Origin of the sequence: Sporofaciens musculi (assembly GCF_009830285.1) — a bacterium.
In the GTDB taxonomy this organism is placed as follows: domain Bacteria; phylum Bacillota; class Clostridia; order Lachnospirales; family Lachnospiraceae; genus Sporofaciens; species Sporofaciens musculi.
The window spans coordinates 3,973,540-3,996,641 of sequence record NZ_WUQX01000001.1; the positions used below are offsets into that span (position 1 = coordinate 3,973,540).

24 protein-coding genes and 1 tRNA gene are annotated in these 23,102 nt (G+C 46.1%); 7 read left to right on the forward strand and 18 right to left on the reverse strand.

The features are described from left to right. Positions 1 to 25: 25 nt before the first annotated feature. Entirely contained in the window at positions 26 to 1,357 is a 1,332-nt protein-coding gene (locus tag GN277_RS20295) for a Mur ligase family protein (protein ID WP_159753049.1), read from the reverse strand. A gap of 191 nt (positions 1,358 to 1,548) precedes the next feature. On the opposite strand from GN277_RS20295, the gene GN277_RS20300 reads away from it, so the two are divergent. After that, a tRNA-Ser gene (locus GN277_RS20300) sits at positions 1,549 to 1,634 on the forward strand. Here the strand turns inward: GN277_RS20300 and GN277_RS20305 are convergent. Genes GN277_RS20305 through GN277_RS20325 form a run of 5 tightly spaced genes read right to left on the reverse strand, consistent with a single transcriptional unit; the run spans position 1,616 to position 7,860 of the window. Next, positions 1,616 to 2,593: an ABC transporter permease gene (locus tag GN277_RS20305; protein WP_204162766.1), complete on the reverse strand. Its 978-nt coding sequence runs from the start codon at positions 2,591 to 2,593 to the stop codon at positions 1,616 to 1,618. The two genes, GN277_RS20300 and GN277_RS20305, sit on opposite strands and share 19 nt — an antisense overlap. 32 nt (positions 2,594 to 2,625) lie before the next feature. Continuing rightward, positions 2,626 to 3,963: an efflux RND transporter periplasmic adaptor subunit gene (locus GN277_RS20310; protein ID WP_159753053.1), complete on the reverse strand. Its 1,338-nt coding sequence runs from the start codon at positions 3,961 to 3,963 to the stop codon at positions 2,626 to 2,628. Positions 3,964 to 3,965: 2 nt separating this feature from the next. Next, the gene (locus GN277_RS20315; RefSeq protein ID WP_159753055.1) at positions 3,966 to 4,814 is read right to left on the reverse strand and encodes a carbohydrate ABC transporter permease; all 849 of its coding nucleotides are present in this window, start codon (positions 4,812 to 4,814) and stop codon (positions 3,966 to 3,968) included. A gap of 3 nt (positions 4,815 to 4,817) precedes the next feature. Beyond that, positions 4,818 to 5,657, reverse strand: a complete 840-nt coding sequence (locus GN277_RS20320; protein WP_244324807.1) for a carbohydrate ABC transporter permease — start codon at positions 5,655 to 5,657, stop codon at positions 4,818 to 4,820. Further along, positions 5,647 to 7,860, reverse strand: a complete 2,214-nt coding sequence (locus tag GN277_RS20325) for an ABC transporter substrate-binding protein (protein WP_159753057.1) — start codon at positions 7,858 to 7,860, stop codon at positions 5,647 to 5,649. Before GN277_RS20325 ends, GN277_RS20320 begins: the two co-directional genes overlap by 11 nt. A gap of 158 nt (positions 7,861 to 8,018) precedes the next feature. Here GN277_RS20325 and GN277_RS20330 point away from each other — a divergent pair, with 158 nt between their 5' ends. The 3 genes from GN277_RS20330 (at position 8,019) to GN277_RS20340 (ending at position 11,204) form a co-directional block, all read left to right on the forward strand. Then, complete coding sequence (locus GN277_RS20330) at positions 8,019 to 8,711, forward strand: response regulator transcription factor (RefSeq protein ID WP_159753058.1); 693 nt, start codon at positions 8,019 to 8,021, stop codon at positions 8,709 to 8,711. Then, positions 8,708 to 10,018 (forward strand): sensor histidine kinase, encoded by a 1,311-nt coding sequence (locus GN277_RS20335; RefSeq protein WP_159753060.1) that lies wholly within the window; start codon positions 8,708 to 8,710, stop codon positions 10,016 to 10,018. The genes GN277_RS20330 and GN277_RS20335 overlap by 4 nt, the downstream gene beginning before the upstream one ends. 124 nt (positions 10,019 to 10,142) lie before the next feature. Continuing rightward, positions 10,143 to 11,204, forward strand: a complete 1,062-nt coding sequence (locus GN277_RS20340; protein ID WP_159753062.1) for a helix-turn-helix domain-containing protein — start codon at positions 10,143 to 10,145, stop codon at positions 11,202 to 11,204. Here GN277_RS20340 and GN277_RS20345 read toward each other — a convergent pair. The 3 genes from GN277_RS20345 to GN277_RS20355 all read right to left on the reverse strand — a co-directional run bounded on the left by GN277_RS20345 (position 11,184) and on the right by GN277_RS20355 (position 13,825). Continuing rightward, positions 11,184 to 11,924 (reverse strand): nitroreductase family protein, encoded by a 741-nt coding sequence (locus GN277_RS20345; protein WP_159753064.1) that lies wholly within the window; start codon positions 11,922 to 11,924, stop codon positions 11,184 to 11,186. The two genes, GN277_RS20340 and GN277_RS20345, sit on opposite strands and share 21 nt — an antisense overlap. Positions 11,925 to 11,939: 15 nt before the next feature. Further along, entirely contained in the window at positions 11,940 to 12,734 is a 795-nt protein-coding gene (gene proC / locus GN277_RS20350) for a pyrroline-5-carboxylate reductase (protein WP_159753066.1), read from the reverse strand. Positions 12,735 to 12,835: 101 nt separating this feature from the next. After that, complete coding sequence (locus tag GN277_RS20355) at positions 12,836 to 13,825, reverse strand: ornithine cyclodeaminase family protein (RefSeq protein ID WP_159753068.1); 990 nt, start codon at positions 13,823 to 13,825, stop codon at positions 12,836 to 12,838. Between the two features lie 184 nt (positions 13,826 to 14,009). Between GN277_RS20355 and GN277_RS20360 the strand changes: the two genes are divergently transcribed. Continuing rightward, a complete protein-coding gene (locus GN277_RS20360; protein ID WP_159753070.1) occupies positions 14,010 to 14,678 on the forward strand; it encodes a GntR family transcriptional regulator in 669 nt (222 codons plus the stop codon). Here GN277_RS20360 and GN277_RS20365 read toward each other — a convergent pair. The 5 genes from GN277_RS20365 to GN277_RS20385 all read right to left on the reverse strand — a co-directional run bounded on the left by GN277_RS20365 (position 14,655) and on the right by GN277_RS20385 (position 19,689). Next, entirely contained in the window at positions 14,655 to 15,347 is a 693-nt protein-coding gene (locus GN277_RS20365) for an anaerobic ribonucleoside-triphosphate reductase activating protein (protein WP_159753072.1), read from the reverse strand. The genes GN277_RS20360 and GN277_RS20365 overlap by 24 nt on opposite strands. Before the next feature lie 35 nt (positions 15,348 to 15,382). Next, positions 15,383 to 15,967: a TetR/AcrR family transcriptional regulator gene (locus GN277_RS20370; protein ID WP_159753074.1), complete on the reverse strand. Its 585-nt coding sequence runs from the start codon at positions 15,965 to 15,967 to the stop codon at positions 15,383 to 15,385. A 32-nt stretch (positions 15,968 to 15,999) separates the two neighbouring features. Continuing rightward, positions 16,000 to 16,269 (reverse strand): acylphosphatase, encoded by a 270-nt coding sequence (locus GN277_RS20375; protein ID WP_159753076.1) that lies wholly within the window; start codon positions 16,267 to 16,269, stop codon positions 16,000 to 16,002. A 129-nt stretch (positions 16,270 to 16,398) separates the two neighbouring features. Then, entirely contained in the window at positions 16,399 to 18,774 is a 2,376-nt protein-coding gene (gene hypD / locus GN277_RS20380) for a trans-4-hydroxy-L-proline dehydratase (protein ID WP_159756986.1), read from the reverse strand. Between the two features lie 6 nt (positions 18,775 to 18,780). Then, entirely contained in the window at positions 18,781 to 19,689 is a 909-nt protein-coding gene (locus GN277_RS20385) for a trans-4-hydroxy-L-proline dehydratase activase (RefSeq protein WP_159753078.1), read from the reverse strand. A 318-nt stretch (positions 19,690 to 20,007) separates the two neighbouring features. Between GN277_RS20385 and GN277_RS20390 the strand changes: the two genes are divergently transcribed. Both GN277_RS20390 and GN277_RS20395 read left to right on the forward strand, forming a co-directional pair. Continuing rightward, positions 20,008 to 20,214: a transposase gene (locus tag GN277_RS20390; RefSeq protein ID WP_244324808.1), complete on the forward strand. Its 207-nt coding sequence runs from the start codon at positions 20,008 to 20,010 to the stop codon at positions 20,212 to 20,214. Continuing rightward, positions 20,183 to 20,437, forward strand: a complete 255-nt coding sequence (locus GN277_RS20395) for an IS66 family transposase (protein WP_159753080.1) — start codon at positions 20,183 to 20,185, stop codon at positions 20,435 to 20,437. Before GN277_RS20390 ends, GN277_RS20395 begins: the two co-directional genes overlap by 32 nt. An 84-nt stretch (positions 20,438 to 20,521) precedes the next feature. Here GN277_RS20395 and GN277_RS20400 read toward each other — a convergent pair whose 3' ends face one another. The 4 genes from GN277_RS20400 to GN277_RS20415 are packed head-to-tail and all read right to left on the reverse strand — an operon-like array spanning position 20,522 to position 22,985. Then, entirely contained in the window at positions 20,522 to 21,025 is a 504-nt protein-coding gene (locus tag GN277_RS20400; protein ID WP_159753082.1) for an RNA polymerase sigma factor, read from the reverse strand. Then, the gene (locus tag GN277_RS20405; protein ID WP_159753084.1) at positions 21,018 to 21,206 is read right to left on the reverse strand and encodes a hypothetical protein; all 189 of its coding nucleotides are present in this window, start codon (positions 21,204 to 21,206) and stop codon (positions 21,018 to 21,020) included. Before GN277_RS20405 ends, GN277_RS20400 begins: the two co-directional genes overlap by 8 nt. Then, on the reverse strand, positions 21,203 to 22,600 hold the full coding sequence (locus GN277_RS20410) for a radical SAM/SPASM domain-containing protein (protein WP_159753086.1): 1,398 nt from the start codon (positions 22,598 to 22,600) through the stop codon (positions 21,203 to 21,205). The genes GN277_RS20405 and GN277_RS20410 overlap by 4 nt, the downstream gene beginning before the upstream one ends. Before the next feature lie 55 nt (positions 22,601 to 22,655). Next, the gene (locus GN277_RS20415; RefSeq protein WP_159753088.1) at positions 22,656 to 22,985 is read right to left on the reverse strand and encodes a hypothetical protein; all 330 of its coding nucleotides are present in this window, start codon (positions 22,983 to 22,985) and stop codon (positions 22,656 to 22,658) included. Between the last annotated feature and the right edge of the window lie 117 nt (positions 22,986 to 23,102).

Below are 23,102 nucleotides of genomic sequence, written 5' to 3' on the forward strand. Positions count from 1 at the left end.
TATCATAATATTCTGATTGGATATCTTAACATATGCGCTTCAAAATATTTTGGGTATGAAACAACGCCGTATAATTCACCAGCACATACAGATTCCTGCTTCCCTTCTCTATGTATCTGCTTACCGCCTTCTCTACATCTGGCTCAAGCTCTGACGGAATTCCTGCATATTTCAGCCTCAGCATCAAATCCTTGCAGCGGATTCCACTGACCGTAACAGAGCCTGCCTCCATCCCTTTAAGCCTTTCAAAATCAACGTCCCACAGCCAGGAAATATCCGCGCCGTCCTGGTCATTGTCGTTAATGACAACCACCAACTCCTTTGGTGCTTCATCCTGCATCATCACGTCAATATTCTGGTTGAAGCCGGTGGGATTCTTCGCAAGATTCAGCAAAACTCTTGAATTCCTTATCCAAAATTCCTCCATCCGCCCATTTTTAGGATTAAAATCTGCAAGCGCCTCCTGAAAATGCTCTGCCTTCACTCCTGCTGTCCGAAGCCCTGCGTATGATGCCAGGATATTGTATACATTATAGAAGCCTTTCTGGTCTGAATGGAAGCATCTTACGCCTACCGTAAACCTAATCCCATCCCCAATCTCAACATTCTGCCCGTCAAACTTTATAGGGGGCCTTCGGAAGCCGCATTGAGGGCAGCAGTAATCGCCAAGCTGTCCGTAATGATAGAATTCATACCCAAGCTGTGTGCCGCATAATCTGCAGAAACGCCCCTCCCGCGTCTCACAGGCAGAGCTCTTTATATTTACAGGCTCACTAATTCCGTAAGTGACATAATCGCTGCCGCTGTCCATGACAAGAAACGCCGACAGGGGATCGTCCCCATTGAAGATAACCTTCATCTGAGGAGCAGCCTGCATCCCATGTTTCAGGATATCTATAATGGTGTCAATCTCCCCATACCGGTCCAACTGATCCCGAAACAGATTCGTAAGAATCATATAATTGGGGGTAAAATGTGGGAACACTTCTCTGGTTGACGCCTCGTCAATCTCGATACAGGCATAATCCGCCTTCAAAGTTCCGTCTCCTTCTGCCCCCAGGACAAATGCTGCCACAACGCCATTTAACATATTCGAGCCTGTGCGGTTACAGATGACCCGCTCTCCCTCCGTCTGAAGCGCTGCGCACAGCAGATTATTCACTGTAGTCTTTCCGTTGGTCCCACACACTACAAAAACTGCCTTTCTCACCTGCCCTGCAAGTTCACGTAAAACAGACGGACAGATCAGAAGGGCGATCTTCCCTGCCCATGTTACTCCCTGCCTGTGGAAGATATGGACGCATATCTTTTCTGTAATTTTCGCTGCCCAGACAGCAAACATTCTGCGTAATCTCATAATTACAGTGATTCCTTTGCCTTTCGTATTTTTTTTCATTCTAACACAGGTATATGTGATTCGTATTTGTAAATCTCATGCGATTTCGTCACATAAGTAATGAAAAACAATCACAGTCATCCCTAATATATAGAAATTTATTAAAATAGGTATTCCCTCATGGCAGGTAAATGTGTTATAATATAGAGCATGCAGCGGTGGTCGAGTTGGCTGATGGCATCTGCCTCGAAAGCAGAAGAGCCGCAAGGCTCCGGGGGTTCAAATCCCTCCCGCTGCGTTTTTTTCTTTTCTGACAGGATTTATCCTGCATTTCGGCAGAATCGTACATATCACAACCGTCGTTGCCAGTATTCCCGCCAAGCTTCCAAGCATTCGTGAATCCGCATAATAGAGCGGATGGTTCAAAAGGGCAAGGAACGCCTGCTGTTTTTCATCAAAGAGCTGCACAAAGAACTGGAAATCTGACCATGCAGTCGGTACATAGTCATCGGAAAAGCCCACGCTTAAAAGCAACAGAGCGCATACGCCTGCAAAACCCGTGACAGGCACCAGGAACATAAGCATTTCCGGCAGCACTTTCCCTATACATTTTAAAAGATAAAGCAGCATTACCCAGAGGGGCAGATATAAAAGAAGTCTTCCGATTCCCAGATACAAGTCACACTCTGAGCTCCATCCCTTTCCTTCTGGAAGAATCCCCGTCAGACGCTGCCGTACCACCGACAAAGGAATACCCGCCGCTTCAATGCGGATGCAGGGGTACGTCCTTCCCTTCTTTCCTTGCAGCATACACAACTGGCCTTTTGTATCCACAATCCCTCGCACAATGTATGTGTTTCCTCCCATTGTTACCTGCTCTCCCGTCACCTCATAGTCTCCGAACAATGAATCCGCCGTCTTTTTGCTGAGCACGCACCCTTTCTCGTCACTGTCCGTCACATATGCTCCCGCCATCAGCCTGTAGGGTGTGACCAGATTCATGTTGCCCGCAGTCTCCACCAGCTTTACCTTACTTTCACGCCCCAAATCCTTGTTTTTCAAAATCTTTCCAGTTGTCTCCCGAAACAGCGCGATATCCTGTATTTCCCGCTTTGCGTCATCGGAAGCATTTTCCCAGAAGCTCTTAATCTGCTCTCTTGTCAGTATATTCTCCGGATAGTAGAAGCCGCTCTGTCCCTTAAGCTTAGTCAGCCTGACATAGAACCCTGCCTCTGCTCCGATTACGCAGCCAAGCAAAGCCAATAGAAAAAATCTTACCAGATATGGCCTTATTCGCTTATACGTACTCTGTCACCTTCTTTCACATATTTGTTGGATTCTGTGATGAGCTTTGCCTCCTTTGGCAGATTTGTTTCCACGGCAGCCGAACGGTCATCTTTTTCAAGAACCGTAACATTGACCTTCACGGCAGTATAGGATTCCCCCAGAACACTGGGCTTCATCTCTGCAATCAGTACATAACTGCTTCCTGCCGCCTCACGAAGGGCTGACAGGGGAATCAGCATGTCATAGCTGTTCTCCCACTTCTGGCTGTACTGATAGGTCAAACTTGTTCCCACACGGTAGGAGCCTTCTGGAAGTTCTGCGTACCAGACGTATCTTCCTTCTTCGTTCTGAGCGATTCGCTCAATCTCAAGTGTCTTAGGCTTCGTCTCTCCCTGGAACACCGCCTCAATCTCGTCTCCTGCCTTAACCGCTGCGATTTTATCGTCCGGAATAAGGCCGCACGCTTCCATACTTCCAACCACCAGAACAATCTGTTCTTCTCCTGTCGTAATACTTCCTTCTGCAGCTTGAACAGTTTCAAATACCCCGTCAGCCTGAGACGTTACAATCCCTCCTGCTTCCTTCAGCGCGGAAATCTTATCCATTTCATTCTGTAATGCGGTAAGCTCTACCTGCATCTCATTTAGCGCCATCTGGGATGCATTCTGTGCTATTGCATCGTTTGCCTGGCTGTTGGCATCGTCCTGCTGTGCAATCTGATAGACGCCCTGAGCCGTCTGGTACGCCCGTTCAGCCGCCTTAAGCGCAGCGTAGGCCCCATCCATGTCAGACCTTAAGCGTTGCTTTTCTTCTTCCAGCAAAGACTCATCCTCCTGGGACTCAGAGGGGAGCCTGGCCGCTACTCGGTCATACTGATTCTTTGCCTCCTGATAATTATTCTGCGCTTCTGTAAGCGCATCCGCCGCCTCCTCAAGTGAAAGCCCTGCCTGGGCGGTTGCCGGCGTCCTTGCCTGAGCTAACCCTGAAAGCCTCTGCTGCTCCATGCGGTATCTAATCTTTTCTATCTCTTGTGCCTGCTTTGTCAGCCTCTCCTCCAGAAATCCTAAGTCAAACTGGAGTATTCCTTCGCCTGCCTGTACGGTACTGCCCGTATCTTTCAAGATATCCGCCAGCTTCTGTCCCTTTGGCAAGGACTGATAGACCTTATCCTTAGCGCAGATACTGCCTTCTCCCTCAAATTCCTCCACAAGACTGCCGCGGCTGACTCCTTCTGTCTTAACCTTTGCCACAGTCATGGAAGCCGCGCCGCGGGCAATCAGTGTACAGCAAATCATGGTGATAAAAAATGATAAGATTATTTTTAATATTTTTCTTTTCATAATCACTCCTTAAGCCCCGATGCCTCAATCCCTTTCTGTAGATAATCCCTTCCCCACATGAAACCAAGTACAGCCGGCAGAAGCATCACCACAGACGCAGCAAAGGCCACGCTCATCTGCTCTGTCGTAATCTCCGGAAGATACAGAGAAAGAGGAAACTTCGACTTTGTTCTCAAAAATGTCATTGGCGCCTCCATCCCGTTCCAATATTCCAGGAAATTCAAAATCAATGCGGCTATGATTCCTGGGCTGCCAAGAGGAATCCCTATTCTCAGAAAGCATATAAATTCTCCTGCTCCGTCCATCCTGGCTGCCTCAAACACTTCCCTTGGAATTGCCCGAAAGAATTTTTCCATAATAAATACCGGAAATGTGGAGAAAATTGCCGGAAAAATTACCGCCAGATGTGTATCCAGAAGGGCCAGCTTTGACAACACTAGATAGCTTGATACCATTGTCACCTGAAAGGGCATGACCATCAGAATCATATAGAGAAGAAACAAAGGCTTTCTTCCCCGAAACTCGTATCTGGCAAATGCCCATGCCGCCATAGTCCCTACAATGGTCTGACCAAGCAGGATCGAAAACACCTGTTTGACCGAATTCCAAAACATCACAAAAAAATCCGGAGAATCCAGCAAAAGCTCTACATAAGGCTTTAACGTCGGATACACAGGGAGAAGCCTTGCTGACAGCTTCTCCATATTCCCTCCTAAGACTGCGCCGTAGGCCTCCTTCATTTCCTGGGGGCCCATAAGTGAGTTTAAGACCATCATAAACACAGGCAAAATCATAATCAGCCCTAGGGCGCATAAGATTACATATATGGGGATTGATTTTCTCCACTTCATTCTTTAGTCTATCTCCTGCTTTTCATTCCAGTGTTCCAGTATATACAAAAGAATACTGACTGCTGCTGCCATCATGACTGCCGCCGCACTCATTTTCTGGATATCCAGCTTCGTGAACCAGTTATTAAAAAGATGCTGTAACATATATATGCTTTCATGGGGATAATCTCCGGCAATTAGATATGCCTCCCGAAATACCCGAAATGCATTGACAAACGACAGCACGCCAATCATGACGATTCCTGACTTCATCTGGGGCAGAGTAATATAGAAGAAACACTCTTTATTGCCTGCCCCGCTGACCTTTGCCGCTTCATACTGCTCCTCACCTATCCCTGAAAGGGCTGCAATCCACAGCACAACATCATAGCCCAGGTTCTTCCATATATAAGAGAACACCAGTATCCAGAACGACGCCCTTGTATTCATCCAGTCCATTCCATGGAGATGGACAAGCTCCAATACCTCATTCAGAAGTCCATTTCCATGGAACATGATTTTCCAGAATACTACCAGGGACGCTACTGGTACAGCCATAGGGAGAAGAAACACTGTCTGGAAAAGCGCCTTTCCCGTGGGGATATGATACAGCAGCAGCGCAGCGCCGAAAGACAAGGCCAAAAGCAGCGGAAGACAGATGCTTAAGAACTTTAAGGTATGCAAAGCCGCCTGTTGAAACGCCTTATTTTCCAGTACGTCCTGATAATTCGTAAGTCCTACAAATGTATTTCCCACAGCCTTAAAGAAAGAGCGGCGTATTACGTCAGCAAAGGGGATCAGCACAAACACCGCCGTTCCCACAAGGCTGGGGAGTAAAAAAAGATATGCTGTTCTATTCCGCAAGGTAAGTGTCCACCTTCTGACAGATTGCTTTTGCAGTTTCTTCCACAGACTGTTTCTTGCTGTAACAGTTTTCCATTTCCATAAGGACTGTATTTGCAACCATATCGTCCATCATAAACGGTACATTCAGCCCCTCTATCATCTGTATCAGCCCTTCTACTTCATCTCTTACAGGATACATAGCGCCTATTTGTACATCTTCTCCGGTTTCCGGATTGCGTGCGCCGGTACTGATACTCAAATTCTGGGCCTCAGAGGTCTCCACATATTCTGCCATATAGGAAAGAGCGCTCTTAAGAACTGGAAAACCATCTGAATTGTCAGCCTTCTGGACATCTTCGTCAAACAGACACTCAATAAATTCTGCCGCCAAATCCTGCTGTTTAGAAGAAGCGTTAATACCTGCAATTACCTGTGGTATATAATATTGCTTCAAGCTCTCTGGCATCTTTGCGCTGTCTCTTGCCAGCGTGTATGGAACCATGGTTGATATCAGACCGTTAATTTCTTCAATCATCACAGGATCATTCCTTAACCCCATACCAGAGCTGAAACGAGTATTCATCTGATTCCAGACGCCTGACGAAAATTCTTCTTCGATAACCCCTGTATTTTGTATCTCGCACAGCTTCATCCAGTCATCCAGAAACTGTGCAAGCTTTTCTTCATCCAAACCGCCCTGCTCATTCATAAGGTCTTCGTAAAAGGTATTGAATAAGGTCATTCCCGCAAGGTCGTGGGTCGTGGTTCCAAACAGCCTCTCTGTGGGATTCTTCTCCAGATAACTATGGAAAGCATCCGGATTCTGACAGGCATCTGCCTTTGCATCCTCCCCGAAGATAACTGGCAGGCTGACTCTTGCCGGAATTGCATATATCTTCTCTGAAAGAACGGCTGTATTACCCACCACATTCATTAGAACGCCTTTTTGGGACAAACGGTCCGCCAAATCCGATAAATCCATAAGAATCCCTTTTTCCATATAGGACGTTATAGGCAGTCCATCCAGAATCAGGACGTCAGCGCCTCCTTTGTTCAAAAGCTCCGCATTCAGCGTACGGATGGCTTCAGATGCAGGCGTATCTTCACTTCCTTTGGCAGTATGGTAATCTACCTTGACTTCTGGGTGCATATTCTGAAATACATAAATCGCCTGGGATACAGTCTGGTTTTCCTTTAGACCGTAGATGCTCAGTGTTTCGTCTCTGACAGCCTTTACATTTTCGTCATACTGATAGCACATCAGCCTCTCGCCGCCTCCGGAAATGCTGTACAGTCCATAGAATTCATTGTCATTTCCGCAAAGAAAGCTAATCAGATATGCCGAATCCATACTCATCAATACGCCTGTCCCGTCCATTACCGTCTCCACGATACTGCCCTGCTCTGTAATCCTCTGAATTCCTTTGGAGTTTACGAGATACCAGATTCCATCTTCTGCCGGCACAAGCATCGACTCCTCAAGCTCTTGCTTTACCTCCACATCTTTCGTTTTTTCCAAATTCTCTATATCGTAGAAATCAATACTCTTTCTATTCTTTCCGAAAATCGCAATACTCTGGTCTGATATCCCCATCACATTCTGGTGGTCTGATAGGACGGGGACGGGCTGCGGTATCTCGGATACCTTCTTTTCATCCTTGTAGAATTGCACCATTCCGTCCATACTCGCAAGGATCATGGTTCCGTTTTCCATTACCGCCATGTCCACGATTAGCTCTGTCCAGCCTTCTTCGTTTACTTCCAGACACGGCCCTGGAGTACAATCTTGCGCAGTCCCGTCTCCTGCATCTTTTAAAATGTGCTGCCCGTAGGGAACATCCTCTGAAGCGGGAATTGCCATTCCGTATATTCCCCCGTCTTTTCCTAAATAGATATGTTCAATCGGAAGTCCAAGCCTGTCACGGGCGTCCGTCATCCAGACAACGTCTCCTAAATCCGCCCATGTTTCATTCTGATAGCTGTAAATATGGTAGCCACTCTCATTTTGAGTATAGAGTTTTAGCTCGTTTTCCTGGTTTATGATTCCGACTGCTTCTCCTGCCCCTTCCGGCAGAGCGATTTCCTGTTCTACATAGCGTCCCTTTGCAGAAACATTACCGTCTTTTTCGCCTTCCTTATCACTGTGCTTCCCGCATCCGGCGCTAAGCCCTGCTGTGAGCGCTACAGCCATGAGAAGGCTGATTATTTTTTTCATTTTCATAAGCATTACTCCTTATATTGGTTTTCCATATTATCATACCAGCTAAATCTTAGAAAATCTTTGAGGACCTTATGAAATTTTTAAAGATTTTTTTGAGATTTTCATGGTATAATAGGGAAAATTTATTGTTATTGAAAGGTAGAAGGGATGTTGAAATCATGCGGATTTTAATTATTGAAGACGATGAACAGCTCTGTGAGACTTTGCAATTACAGTTTGAACATCATGGAATAGAATCGGACTGTGTCCATAGCGGACTTGATGCACTCTATTATGTTATGCAGTCAGTCTATGACCTGATTATTTTAGACCGGATGCTTCCTGGTATGGATGGAATTGCCCTGCTTAAGATTATCCGTGAGAATAACGTTCATACCCCCATCATCCTGGCAACGGCTGTGGATTCTGTGGAGGAGCGGATTGCCGGACTGGACAACGGGGCGGACGATTATCTTGTGAAGCCCTACGATATCGGTGAGCTGCTTGCCAGAATCCGCGCCCTGTGCCGCCGTCCAGATACTCTGGAGGATAAGAGAACCCTAACTTTTGAAGACTTGGAATTTTCCCTAGCAAACCTTGAGCTCTCCCTTAAGGGTACGGCTTCTGTGGATACAAAACTTCATCTCTCCCGCCGAGAAGCCGTTCTGCTTGAATATTTTCTCCTTCATCCCAATCAAACGCTGGCCCGTCAGCTTATTTATACGCGGGTCTGGGGGCCTGACGGGGAGGTGGAGGACGGGAATCTGGATACCTACATCTATTATCTTAGGAAACATCTGCGTACCATAAAAAGCAGAGTTCATATCCAGACTGTCCATGGAATCGGCTACAGACTGGAGGCAGAAAAATGATACAGAAACTTCGCAGGCGCCTGACCCTTCTTTTTGCCATCCCTACCAGTCTAATCTTATCGGTGATACTCTGCGTTCTTTTCCTCTGGCAGTCCTCCATAACCAAGAATGAGCAGATGGTATCCCTGCAGAATCAGATTCTAAATCTGACCTACCAGCTTGAAGGTGCATATTTCTTCTCGGACGACTGGCTTGCAAGCTTAGAGCAGGACCACAGCCTAATCATCCATATCGAAGAGAATATGATTCCTCTGTTCTTCTCCGGCTCCTGGGCGCCTCGTACAAAAAGAAGCACTTTGATTGAACTGGCCAAAGAACAGGCGCGCAAGGAGCATATAGATACCTCCATGCGTCCCTATTCCTCCACCATACAAAAGTCTTCCATTTTTACTGTACAAGGCAAAAATCATGATATTTATCAGGGAACCGTGGTCATTCTTGCAACAGAAGACGGATTCCGCTCTCTGACCCTCCTTTGCGACATTACGCAGATAAAACGCCAGGAATCCTTAAAGCTTCTGTTCTTCCTGATCTTGGACATATTGGGAATTCTGGCCCTTTTTCTCGTGAGCCGTTTTGTGGCCGCAAAAGCTGTAATGCCGGTTGCCGAATACCATAGGAAACAGACAGATTTTATCGCCGCCGCCTCTCATGAGCTTCGTTCTCCCCTGGCTGTGATTCAAAACTGTGCTACCACTAGCCTGTCCATGCCTGAACAGACAGAGAAAATGAACCGGCTCATCCTAAGTGAATGCAGCCGTTCGGGAAACCTAATTAAGAATCTTCTCTGGCTGACCCATGCTGACACAGAAAAAAAGCCACAGAAAATGGAGCCTGTGGAAATCGACCTTCTGCTTCTTCACCTGTTTGAAGCCTATGAGCCTCTCTGTAATTCAAAAAATATTCGGCTTTTACTTACGCTGCCGGAAGATATGCTTCCCTCTATAACCGGCAATGGTCCATGTATCCAACAACTATTTTCTATTTTTCTTGATAATGCCATCGCATATGGTTGTGAAGGTATGGGAGATTCCTGTAGTCAAAAGCCTTTCATTGAAATTAAGGCCCAGATAATAAGAAAGATGCTTTACGTCTCCGTCTCGGACCATGGCGTGGGGATACCGGATGAACAGAAAGCTGTGATTTTCGACCGATTTTACCGAAGTGACGCCTCGCGGAAGGAAAAAGAACATTTTGGACTGGGACTTTCCATTGCGCATTCACTGGCAAAACAGTTAGGGGTAAAGATTAAGGTTTTGGATACCCCAGGCGGGGGCTGTACCTTTCAGGTGGGATTTGGAATATAACCGCTGGTTAATTTTAAGAAGAAAAAATAGACAATATCTCAATGGTTCTTTCTGTCTCATACTGCTATACTCAAAGAGTATAAAGAGGACCCAAAAGGAAATAAGAAACAGGAGGATAAATACCATGAAGATTAACGAAATCATCCGTAAAAAGCGACTCGAAAAAGGCTACACCCAGGAGCAGATTGCTTCTTTCCTGGGAGTCTCCCCGCCGGCAGTCAACAAATGGGAAAAGGCAAGCTCTTACCCTGATATCACTCTTCTTCCCCCACTGGCACGGCTGTTGGGCACAGACCTTAATACCCTACTTTCCTTTCAGGAGGAGCCCACAAAGGAAGAAATCGAACATTTTATAAATGAACTTGCTTCTGCTGCCGAGACAGAAGGCATTGACCATGCGTTTCGTATGGCCCTTGACAAATTTCACCAGTACCCCGCAAGCGACAGCCTGCTGCTTCATACGACGCTGGCTCTCGAAGGGCTTATACTCACCCACGTCGGAAGTACCAAAGATAATCCATATATGGATACCATAGAAGATTTATATAGACGGGTTTCAAAAAGCAATGACAAAGAAGTGGGGAATCTAGCAAAATCCATGCTAATCTCAAAACATATTGGGCGAAAGGAGTTTGAAGCCGCCGAAAAATTACTGAAGGAGCTGCCTGATAAAAAAGATGCATTTGACAAAAGACAACTAAACGCCAATCTCTATCTAGCACAGGAGGAGTGGGCAGCGGCCGCACAACTAATTGAGCAGAAAATACTGTCTGAAATCACCGTTGTAGTATCTTCTCTGTACACGCTGGCAGAAATCGCCTTCAAAGAGAACCAGATATCAGATGCCGAAAAACTGACCGATATTGCCAAACAGACTACAGGGCTCTTTGACTTGTGGGAATGTAACGCACACATTGCAGATTTCCTACTTGCCGTAGCCAAAAAGGACACCGACAGAAGCCTTGACGCCCTGCGTAAGCTCATTACGACTCTTGACAAAGAATGGAAGCCAAAGGAGTCTGTCCTGTACCGCCATCTTTCATTCAAGGATACGAATAAAGGGACAGGAATCGGACAAATGATGCGTCTTGGAATTGTGAGTGAACTGGAAAATCCGGAAAACCACGCCTATGATTTCCTGCGTGATCATCCGGATATACAGAATCTACTTGGAAAATACCGTTAGGAATTCCTTGAGATATTCCTCCATAGAGCGGTTCATCTCATTAGAAAAGTCCGACTCATACTTTCTTTTCCAGAAAGCCTCCATCCACTCGTCATAGCCCATGCCTGACGTTCTTCCCTCAAACATGGCGCGAATCTCCTGACCGCTCTTATCCTGGTAGTCATTCTCGCAGACGATATCGGAAAGAGCGAATCTTTCCGGCTTCTTCCTCTCCTTCTGCTGGTCTGTCGGATACCCAAAGACCAGCATACATGCCGGATATACGTAGGAGGGAATGCTTAAGAGCTCCTTTATATCTTCTGCATTTTCCATTACGTCTCCTATGTAGCATGAGCCGATTCCAAGGCTCTCAGCGGCTGTCACGGAATTCTGGGCGGCAATCACGGCATCCTCACAAGCCAGCATAAGGTCTCCTGGGCCGGGTCTGCGCGGCTCTAAGCCTGCCTCCCTGTAAAACGAAAGCCATTTCCGGCAATCTGCACAGAACACAAGCACCATCTTTGCTTTTGCTATAAATGGCTGATGATCGCAAAGCTCTGCCAGCCTCTCCTTTTTGCTCTGGTCCGTAATATCGAGTATCGTATACAAAATCTGGCATCCCGCAGTTGGCGCCTGCAGAGCAGCATTTAGAATCATCTCTCTGTCTTCTTTTGAAATCTCTTGCTCAGTATATACACGCATGGATTTTCTTGCGTACAACCCTTTTATAATCTCATTCATCAACTCGACTCCTAATTACATGCCCTTGGACATTTCTTCGCAAACCTTCATTGCCTCAAAAACTGCACTCCTAAAGCCCAGCTCCTCCAACACGCGGACTGCTTCGATTGTCGTTCCTGCCGGAGAACATACCATGTCCTTTAACTCGCCTGGATGCTTTCCTGTTTCCAGTACCATCTTCGCACTTCCAAGGACAGCCTGGGCGGCAAACTGATAAGCCTTGGGCCTTGGCATTCCGCCGGAAACCGCCGCATCAGCCATAGCTTCAATCATCATAAATACATAAGCAGGTGAGCTTCCGCTTACGGAAACTACAGTGTCCATCAGACGCTCAGGAACAATCTCCACACGGCCAAAGCTCTCCAGGAGGGTGCACACATATGCAGTCTCCTCCTCTGTCATATACTCGTTGGGGCATGCCGCCGTCATCCCTTCTCCCACCATTGCAGGCGTGTTGGGCATTGTCCGAACGATTTTAACGTTCTTGCCAAACTGCTCTGCCAGCCAGGCAAGTGTCTTACCCGGCGCAATGGTAATTACAATCTGATTGTCACGAATGTCATCGCGAATCTCATGGATTACATCCTCATAAAACTGAGGCTTCACGGATAATACGATGACCTCCGCCTTCTCAACCACCTCTTTGTTGCTGTCGGTTACGTGGATTTTGAACTGTGACTTTACCTTCTCTCTTCCCGGCGCAAATAAATCAGCGCCGATCATTTCATCTGCTGAAATAATCTGCTTCTTGATGATTCCTCCCATAATAGCTGACGCCATGTTACCGGTTCCGATAAATCCTAATTTCATATGAAACACCTTCCTTATTTTTTGTATACAAATAAATAATTTGTATACAATTTTTATTTATACTGACTATAACATGGGATTTGCCTTAAGTCAACCTGTTTTTAAGAATTCCACACAGTCCCGATTCCGGCCTTGACTGCCTTGTCGTAGATTTCCCTTGCAGCCACCAAATCCTGGGTTGCAACGCCCACCGACTTAAACACAATAATCTCGTCATCATTTTCACGCCCTGTCAGCTCACCCTTGATCACCTTCCCCAAATCGCCGGTAAAATCCTCCTTTGTAATCGTGCCATCCTCCAGCGGAATCAGGATGTCGCCTGCCTCAGACAACACCGCCTCCTCTGAATCAAAATAAATCTTGGATGCCCGTCTCAAGATAGCAGGGTCCATCTCCTGCATATGATGTTGATAGGAGCCAATACAACTGACGGTAGCCCCTTTCTTGATCTTCTTCCCATCAAACACAGGTTTTTCTGCCGGAGTTGCGGTTATTATAAGGTCCGCGTCTTCGATTGCCTCATCCGAGGATGCCGCCGGTATAAGCTTGACACCGTAATGTGCCATCTCTTTACCCATCTGCTCTGTAAATGCCTTCGTCCGTTCATAATGCAAGCCGCAGATTCGCACCTCCTCAAGCTTTCGGGCTTCCAGCATTGCTTCAAGCTGAGCCGCCCCCTGACCGCCTGTCCCAATCAGCGCGCCTACCTTACACTCCTTCTTTGCCAGAACGTCGAAAGCCGCCCCTGACGCCGCGCCGGTGCGAATCTGCGTCACATAGCTTCCGTCCATTAAGGACTGTACAACTCCCGTCGTTCCGTCAATCAACATAACCTGGGCAGGCAACGCAGGCAAGCCCTGGTCAATATTGTGGGGGAACACGTTGACAATCTTGAGAGAGGCGGCAGCCATCTCCTCTACGTAAGCCGGCATAAACAGAAAACAGCCATCATGTACCGGCGCCTGGATATTGGTGCGAAGGGGAGCGTTGCATTTCCCATCCACCAACAACTGAAAGGCTAACTTGTTCGCTTCTATTGCATCCCTCATTGTAAATACTTTGCTTATATCCTCTCTTGACAAAAGTAACATGGTTTTTCCTCCTTGTTAATACACATGATTTTCCAAGTAGGTTTACTATAGCAAAAAATGATAGTTCAGACAATAGCATTGAATCAAATTTGGTTGCTCATTTCAAACTTTTATAGTATGATGAACATGAATGTCAGTCATAATATTATACCAGTTTTATTTTTAACAAAATGGAGGAACCCTCATGACCGAAAAGACCGTATCCCTTGCCACACAGGCATACGATAAGATAAAAGAAAATATCCTGAATCTGACCTATCCCCCCGGCATGCCCCTCACTGAAGCCATGCTGGCCACAGAGCTTGGCATGAGTCGAAGCCCCATACGGTCAGCCATCCAGATGTTACAAACAGAAGGGTTAATCGTATCCGACTATTACAAGTCCATGACCGTACGGGAGATTACCGACAAGGACATAAAAGAGCTCTATCAGATTCGAGAGCTGTTAGAAGGCGCTGCATTCCGGCTCATCTTCGCCTCCGGACGCAGCGAAGAATATTCTTACCGCCTTGAGGAGAAGATTGTCCGCATGTTTGCAACTGCGGAGAACACCTATGAGTGGGAAATCGCTGATACCGCCATGCACATGGAGATTATCAGCATCTTTGAAAATGAGCGTATTAACAAAATCTATGAAAATAACCTGTGCGAACTAATCCGCATCGGACAGTATTCCGTCAGAAATGGAATGTTGATCTCAAAGACAAATGAGAATCTGAAAAAGATGATTGAGTACATGCGAAAGGGCGACGTTAAACAGTCCTTCGCAATACTGAAGGCTGACCATTTTGAGATTGGGCGAGACAGCGCGTTAAAGGCAAAGAGATATCTACCACCCTCGAAGCTTCGCTGACGGAACCTTTTTCCTGACGATTGCCAACGCCTGTTCCATAATATTGTCATTATACTTATGGAGCCCCTTCTGTATCACATGCTCTGAGTTTAGGAATCTCTGGAGATAGTATTGCTCTGCCTTTGTAATCCATTTTCCAATAGACTCAAAATCCGACCGCTGATGATATTCCAACACCACAGTAGTACAGAACTCATAGGGTACGGCGTTGCTGAGCAGAAATTCCGCGCTTTTCTTGACATTTTCCACATCGTACCCTTCAATCCCCACTGTCTTACCATAGCTTTCCAAAGAATTCTTGATATCCATGGCAACATAACTGATAAGTCCCTCAGAGACAATCCGCTTTAACTTATCCGGAAAACTTCCATTGGTCTCCAGTTTTACCGCATATCCTAATTCTTTCACACGTCTTAGAAATTCCTCTACCCCATGCTGAATCAACGGCTCTCCGCCGGTTAAGCAGACTCCGTCCAGGATTCCCTGGTATTTTTCCAAAAACGTATAAACATCCTCCACGGGAATCCCTGTATTCTTGTGGGTATCTATCACTAACGGCTTGTAATAACAGTACGGACAGCGAAAATTACAGCCTGCCGTGAATACGGTACAAGCCATCTTTCCTGGATAATCTAACAGTGAAAACTTCTTCAGGCCCTGTATTACCATACTTATAGCCTCCTTTTTGGCTCTGGCATAACCGTCTATGCCTTAAAGTGCTCCAGCATATACGGCATACACTCCCTGCTGTACTCCCCCAGCGAATATCTTCCTTTGTTCAGGCACCAGTCCGACACCAAGGCACGCTCACACATGGCATAATACCGCGTTACTTCGCTTACCGCCACATCTGTGCGTATCTGGCCGCGCTTCTGGCCCTCCTCAACGATCCGATCCAACAGCCTATAATAATTGCGGTTCCGATCCAGCAAATGACTCTGCTTCTCTGATACAAGCTGTGTGGAATACAGAGAAGCCAGCAGGTCGATGTTAATCTTCTCCTCCATCATAGTATGCATCTTATAATTCAGATATAATAGTTTGGAGAAACTATTCATCTCTGGCTCCATATTTGCCTCAAGTTCTTCATAATAATCGTCCAGAATCATGGATAACGTATTTAAAAGTTCATCCTTTGTGCTGAAATAATAATAAAAGGAGCCCTTAGACGTTCCCGACATCTCAATGATATCATCCACCGTTGTACCATTATATCCCTTTTCATAAAATAGCTGCCATGCTGACGAAACAATCCTGCCTTTCACACTCTTTCTTGCATCTTTTTCCATGTTATTCTCCCATTTTGCCCTATTTTTATTTTCTACTTTACGCTGAAATGTTTTTCTTCAATCAAAGGAATCTCCTCATCATCAATCCAGTCAATCGAAATATACATTCCCCTGTTCAGCCCTTCCATCAGCTTATAAATCATATCCTTTCGTCCCTGGACTTCCATCCTTACAGTACCGTCATATTCGTTCCTGACCCATCCTGTCAGTCCCAAAGAGCCTGCCAGATGTTTCGCAGTATACCGGAAGCCTACGCCCTGTACTCTTCCGTGGAAAATCAGCCGTTTTCGTATCTCTGCCATCAAATCACCACACTTTACATCATTGTAATTGTTTTTTGTCAGAAAAGCAAGCAAAAGGTCAGTTCAAAAAAAGGCAAAACCAGGATGGGGAACCCTCGATTCCCTATCCTGGTCAAAGAAATACTATATTTAATTAAAATTCTGCTCTGTTCTGTCAATAATCTCATCCTGAAGCGGTTTGCTTAGATTACGGAAGAAATCACTGTATCCAGCCACACGTACAATCAGGTCTTTATACTCCTCAGGATTATTCTGGGCATCAATCAAGGTCTGCCGGTCAATTACATTGAACTGAATATGATGTCCGTCCATGGAGAAATAAGAGCGAATCAGACTCGCCATATTGTCAAGCCCTTCCTCGCCTGCAACAACATCCGGTGTGAACTTCTGGTTCAGAAGGGTTCCCGCTGTCGCAAGGTGATCCATCTTCGCACAGGACTTGATAACTGCCGTAGGCCCGTTGGTATCCGCAGATTTCTCTGGAGATATACCCTCTGAAACAGGCTTATGAGCTTTTCTTCCGTTAGGTGTGGCAAGGATTACGTCGCCAAAGTATACATGACAGGTGGTTGGCAGCATATCTACTCCGTACTTTCCGCCCTTCATGTTAGGACGGCCTGTGATTGAGCTTCTGTAAAGCTCGAACACCTCCTGCATAATATCGTCAGCATAGTCGTCGTCATTGCCGTATTTCGGAGTCTTGTCGTGTACCATGCGGTAGATTGCGTCATACCCTTCATAATCGTGCTCCATTGCCTCAATCAGTTCTTCCATAGTGAAGTTCTGCTTGTCAAACACATTGTATTTCACAGCGGCAAGACAATCCGTAACCGTACCGATTCCCACGCCCTGAATATAATTTGTATTATATCTTGCGCCGCCTGCATTATAATCCTTTGCATTGGAAATACAGTCATTGGTCACAACAGAAAGACAAGGCGCCGGCATCTCCTGTGCATAAAGCTGCTCAATTACGTTATTGCCGCGAATCTTGATGTCAACGATATGGGCAAGCTGCTTCTTAAACGCCTCCCACAGCTCATCATAGGTCTTAAAATCCTTGGCATAGCCGAGCTTAAGACCGATTTGTTTACCGGAATACTGGTCAAATCCATTGAACAGTGTAAGCTGGAACACCTTCGGAATATTCAGATAACCGGTCAGGATATAGGCCTCGCTTCCCCATGCGCCCGTCTCCACACATCCGGAGGAGCCGCCGCGTCTTGCATCCTCTAGGTTCTTCCCTGCGTTAATTAATTCCATAATCTGGGCTTCCGTGTTATAAAATGCAGGCTGCCCCCATCCTCTCCTGGAAACCTCGCAAGCTCTCTTTAGGAACTTCGCCGGAGTCTTCTTACTGATGGTCACGTTAGAGTTTGGCTGAACCAGCTTCATCTCATCCATGCAGTCCAGAATCAGGTAGCTTACATTGTTCACGCCGTTACGACCGTCCGGCGTCACTCCGCCTGTGTTGATATTTGCAAAATCTGTATAGGTTGCACTCTCCTTCAAGGTAATGCCCACCTTAACAGGAGCAGGCTGGTTGTAGAACTTCACCCACAGACACTCTAAAAGTTCAAGGGCTCTCTCGTCGTCCAGAATACCAGCTTCTACATCCCTCTCATAATACGGATTCAAATGCTGGTCAAGCCTTCCCGGACTGAATGCATCCCAAGGATTCAGCTCTGTAGTAACTGCAAGATGGGTGAACCAGTACAACTGAATTGCCTGCCAGTATGTCTGGGGCTTGTGAGCCGGAATCACCTCAAGATTCGCCGCAATCTGGAGAAGCTCAGCCTTTCTTGTCTCATCCGTCTCCTTTTCTGCCATCTCAAGGGCAAGCTTGCGGTAACGCTCCCCAAGGATTATAACAGCGTCACAGGAAATATCCATTGCCTTTAATTCTTCGCATTTATTTACCGCCTCTGGGTCATTGATATAATCCAGGCTATCCATGGTCTGATGAATCTTCTCTTTATAGTCCATGTATCCCGTCGTAAATACCTGCTCGCCGCCGCAGGTATGTCCCGGCCCTCTCTGTTCCATGAACTCTGTAAACATTCCCGCGCTGTAGCACTCATGCCACTCTGGAGTCATTCTTGCAAGAATCTTCTCCCTCATGCTTCTTCCCGTCCAATATGGAATAATCTCCTCTGCCTGCAGCTTCCTGTCCTCCTCCGTGGTGTGGAAGGATACCAGTTCTCGCTCACTCATAACTACCATATCCTCTACGCTGTGGCAGCAAAGCTCTGGAAACGTTGGGGATGCCTGAGGGTCTCTTCCCTTCTCTCCGATAATCAGCTCGCCTTCACCCAAATACAGCGTCTTCTTAGAGAAATACTCCTTAAGAACCATTGCCCGCATTACAGGGATGGAATATTTCCCGTCGTTTTCTTTGTAAAAATCCGTCTCAATCTTTGCTCTCTCAAGGTCAATGTGAACTGGTGTCGTCACACTAAGCTCACGGAGTTTCTGAATTCTTTCGTTCATGCCACGCTTTGCCATGTCCATTTACCCTCCTATTTTTGTGTTCTGGAATCCGGCTTCCTGAAAGAGCCGGACAAACTCTTCCATTTCCGCCCGTTCCGGTGCATGTAAATCTGTTCCCTTATATTCCATATCCAGCTTCGGATACTTGCCGCTTCCCGTATCATGGTAGGGCAGCAGGTTAATCTGAGGCGGATGAATATCATGTTCCTTCAGAAACGCTATGGTTTCCTTCATATTCTTCTCATTGCCGTTTACTTCTTTGATTACCGGAATCCGTATGTAAATCCTTGCTCCGTCTCCTGCAAGACGAATGAGGTTTTCAAGAATCAGTTTATTGTCCACACCCATATATTGGTTATGAAGCTTAGAATCCATCACCTTCACGTCGTAGAGAAATGTGTCCACATAGGGGAGTATCGCCTTAAACCTCTCATATGGAACGTATCCACAGGTGTCGATGGTAAGGGTCACATCCTGACGTCTAAGCTCTTTAGCAACTGCCAGAAGATACTCCAAATCCATGGTCATGACCTCGCCGCCGGAAAATGTTACGCCGCCGCCGGAATCCTCGTAAAAAATCTGATCCTTCATCAGCTCTTTTACTAACTCCTTCACCGTATACTCACGTCCCACCACCTCACGGATTCCTGCTGGACAGTAATTCTCACATCTGCCGCACAGAGTACAGACTTCCCGATTCAAAACAGGCTTCCCATCCTTCATAACAAGAGCCTGGCTTGGGCAAACCTTCACACATGCCCCGCAGCCCGTACATTTCTCTGAATCGTACTGCATCTCCCTGCCATAACGCTGAGTCTCCGGATTGTGGCACCACGCACATTTCAAAGGGCATCCCTTGAAAAACACAGACGTCCGGATTCCGTCTCCATCATGAACCGAAAACTTCTGTATATTCGTAATATTCTTCATCTTATATTCCTCTCATTATTACAACAGCTTCAAGTGGGAAATCTATTGTCTGCCCGTCGTCCCCATAACAACATTTAATATTTAAACTACAGTTTAGACTATGGTTTAAATATATCACTCTGTTACTATTTTGTCAATGAACTTCCCTCTTATCTACGGATTAAAAACAACATTTCCCTTAAATTCTTCAAAAAAGCTCATAGGTATACTCCTTTGACACTTAAAACTTTTATCTGCTACATACGTAAAGTTTTTGCCCAATTCCTCTCCTGGACATAATACTACCCCTTTGCTTTACCGTCAAACAGGGTCTTTGATTTGGAGATGCAGACGACAGATAAGAGGAATTTGCCGAAGCGAAACCGTTACTATCAAGGGATGATAGACTTGAATACAGAGGTAATAAGAGAATTTCTTAAGTATGTAAACGGTGAAAAGAGTGATAGTGCGTTTGTAAAAGAGATTGAAGACAGGGCAGCGCAGATAAAATTTTGTGGAATTCCCACAGGCAGGGATCCTGTATAAAAAATACGATATGGGAATTCCTTTGGCAAGGCAGGAGCGGGACTGGTACCGTCTGGGACTGTGCCTTTCCCGCTCCACAATGGCAAACTGGGTGATACGCAACTGGCGGGAAGATGCAGTACAGCCAGTGATCTTCCATTATGCAAGGAGCCGGGCAAGAAAAGAGGCGGAGAAGCTCTACAGGGGATTCCATGGGTACCTGTTCCAGATTGAAAAAAACTGACGCAAGGCATGACTGTTTGCGAACTCACCGGCATCTTCCAGATGCTTATTCCTTGCTATGTTTGAGCTCCTCCTAGTATGTTTGTCAAGATGTTTGATCATATATCATTTCGCGCAGAACTTTCAAAGCCTTTGTATGAAGCAGCTTTACATAGCTGTATGAAATATCCATTATTTCTGCGATACTTTTCAATGTTTTCCCGCTATAATAGTGCAGGATAATGATATCGCGCTCCCGCTGGGAGAGTTGTTCGAGAGCGTCCGCAAGACTTTTGAGTGTTTCCTCGTTAAGCATTTCCTCATCAATGTTTCCTTCAAAGCAAAGTTCCTCCGGAAGCCCGTAAACAGACTTCGTCGTCCGATAATAGTCGATAACGGTATTCTGCGTTATCCTATATATCCATGTTGACAGGGAAGCCTTTGTCTCATCAAATCCCGAAAATCCCTTAAATACTTTGACGAACACGTCCGAGATCAAATCCTCCGCGTCGTGTTCGTTCGGTATTTTCCCATATATATATTGCGCCACCTTATCCTTAAACTTGGCATAAATCTGCTCAAATTCGGTGTTTTTGTTCAGTTCAATCATCGGAATTATCCTCCCGGCTTTCAAACGGAACAAATTCGCCCGCAGCATTCACCTGTTCCAGTTCTTCATCTGAAAGCGTCTCGCCGTAACGTTTCTCAGTTTCATCCATCATTTCGGCAAGACGCAGATTTTCCGAAAATTTCTGGAAGTCAAACAGCCGCCGTAATTTCTCCTCCATCATTCGCCCTCCATAGGCGCTATATTTTTCCACCCCCGGAGCGTTTCCTTGATTTTCCTGTGCCAACCTTTTTGGAAAAATAGACATTTTGCAGGATCAATGCCAAATTTATCACCCGTAATCGCCAGTGCCAGCGCGCGGCAGCCACCCCCGCAGTGTTTAAAATAAGGACACACTGCGCAGGTTTCATTGTTCTCCGACAACTGCCCCAGTGTAGTGCAGACCTCGCTCAGATATCTCCCTTCTTGCAGAATTGGCTGCAACCCCTCTTTTTTAACGTTGCCCAGGAAATTATTCTTCGCGCTATAATACCCTGACATCTGCATACAAGGGTAGACATTTCCGTCTGCTGCAACCGCAACCATCCCCCGGTTCCCACGGCATACGGGCATACTGTCCCGGTACTCTCCTGCAATGTATTCAACGGGGCGCAGACGGTAAGATTCTGTTCGTGGAAACACCGCAAGAAACTGCCAGATATCTATGCTCATATTGTGTTTCTTTTTAACATATCTGTCGGCAAATTCCAACATACTTTCGTAATATTCCTCAACCTCTAAGCAGGAACCATCTGCATTTTCCTTCCAACGCGGCGATTCTGAAGTGCGGATTACCCGCATTTCGTCCACGCCCATTTCATCTAACATTTCCGCTGTAGGCAACATGGATTCGATATTGAGCCGATGAACGTTCGTCTGCACTTTTACACGAAACCCCTTCTCCACGCACAGGCGAATTGCCCGAAGCGCGTCCGTCTCCGCCCCCTTGCGGTTTCTGAGCCAGTCGTGATGCCCGATTCCATCAAAGGATATTTTAATCAGCGGATTACAGCCGATTTTCCTAAATTGCTCCAATGCTGTCTCGTCAAGGAAAGAACCATTCGTGTTCAGATCCCCAAGGTGCATTCCGTGTGCGTAAATACTCTCCACAATCTCAAAAAAATTCTTATGGAGCATAGGCTCGCCGCCTGTAATCGTAAAAGCATTGATTCCACACTTTTGCGCCTGCTCAATCAGTCTATTTGCTTCCTCAAGCGTCCACTCACTCATTATGGGAGCGTTATCGGCAGCGTTGAAGCAGTGCAGGCAGTTATAATTGCATTTCCCTGTTATCATCCAACTCATTGCAGGAAAATAGCGGTTGTCACAGCCGAGGTATTTTTGCCATTCAGACAGGTTACTCTCATCCTTTGCAGGAGCAATAAATCCCATATCCAAAAATTTTTCCGCAAGCGGCAGTTCTCCCTCAAACTCCGTTTTACCATCGCACTTCAAAAGAAATTCAAACTCTTCCTTTTTCAATCCTTTCGCGTAACGGACGCCCTTTCTGTAATACGCGTACGGCACCAGCCGCCATGAGCGCAGGGCGATGTCTGGATTTAATATGTACCGGCTCATCTCAATTCACTCCTTATCATTATTTGCGGAAACTGCCGCAAAATACGGATATTACCTAGAGATCCCCCCACTGACCGCAGTATGGGCAAATCAAATTTGGAGGATACGTGTGGTTTTCGACGGCGTTAAGGTCACCTCCGCAGAATTTACAACGATTGGGACCGCATCCGCCTCCTGCTACATTGTCAAGCTCATCATCCGATAACTCGCCCGTCTTGTGAAGCTTTTTAAAATAAAACTCTGCCTCCTTCTCGTCCACCGGATAACCATTTTCCCTTCCGAGAGCCATAAGCTCTTCGACAGAGTTTACCTGTTTTGCCTTTGCAATAACTTCTTCGTCAATTTTTGTCTGTGTTGTCTTTGCAGTAAGGTCTTTTTTTTCCATAGCGCTTTCCTCCTAATATTAAGTTACCTTTACATTTTGTTACAGATTACAATATAAAAACTGATAATCATAGACGTGATTTACGCCCTTATTCTTTTATACGAATCAAAACCGCCG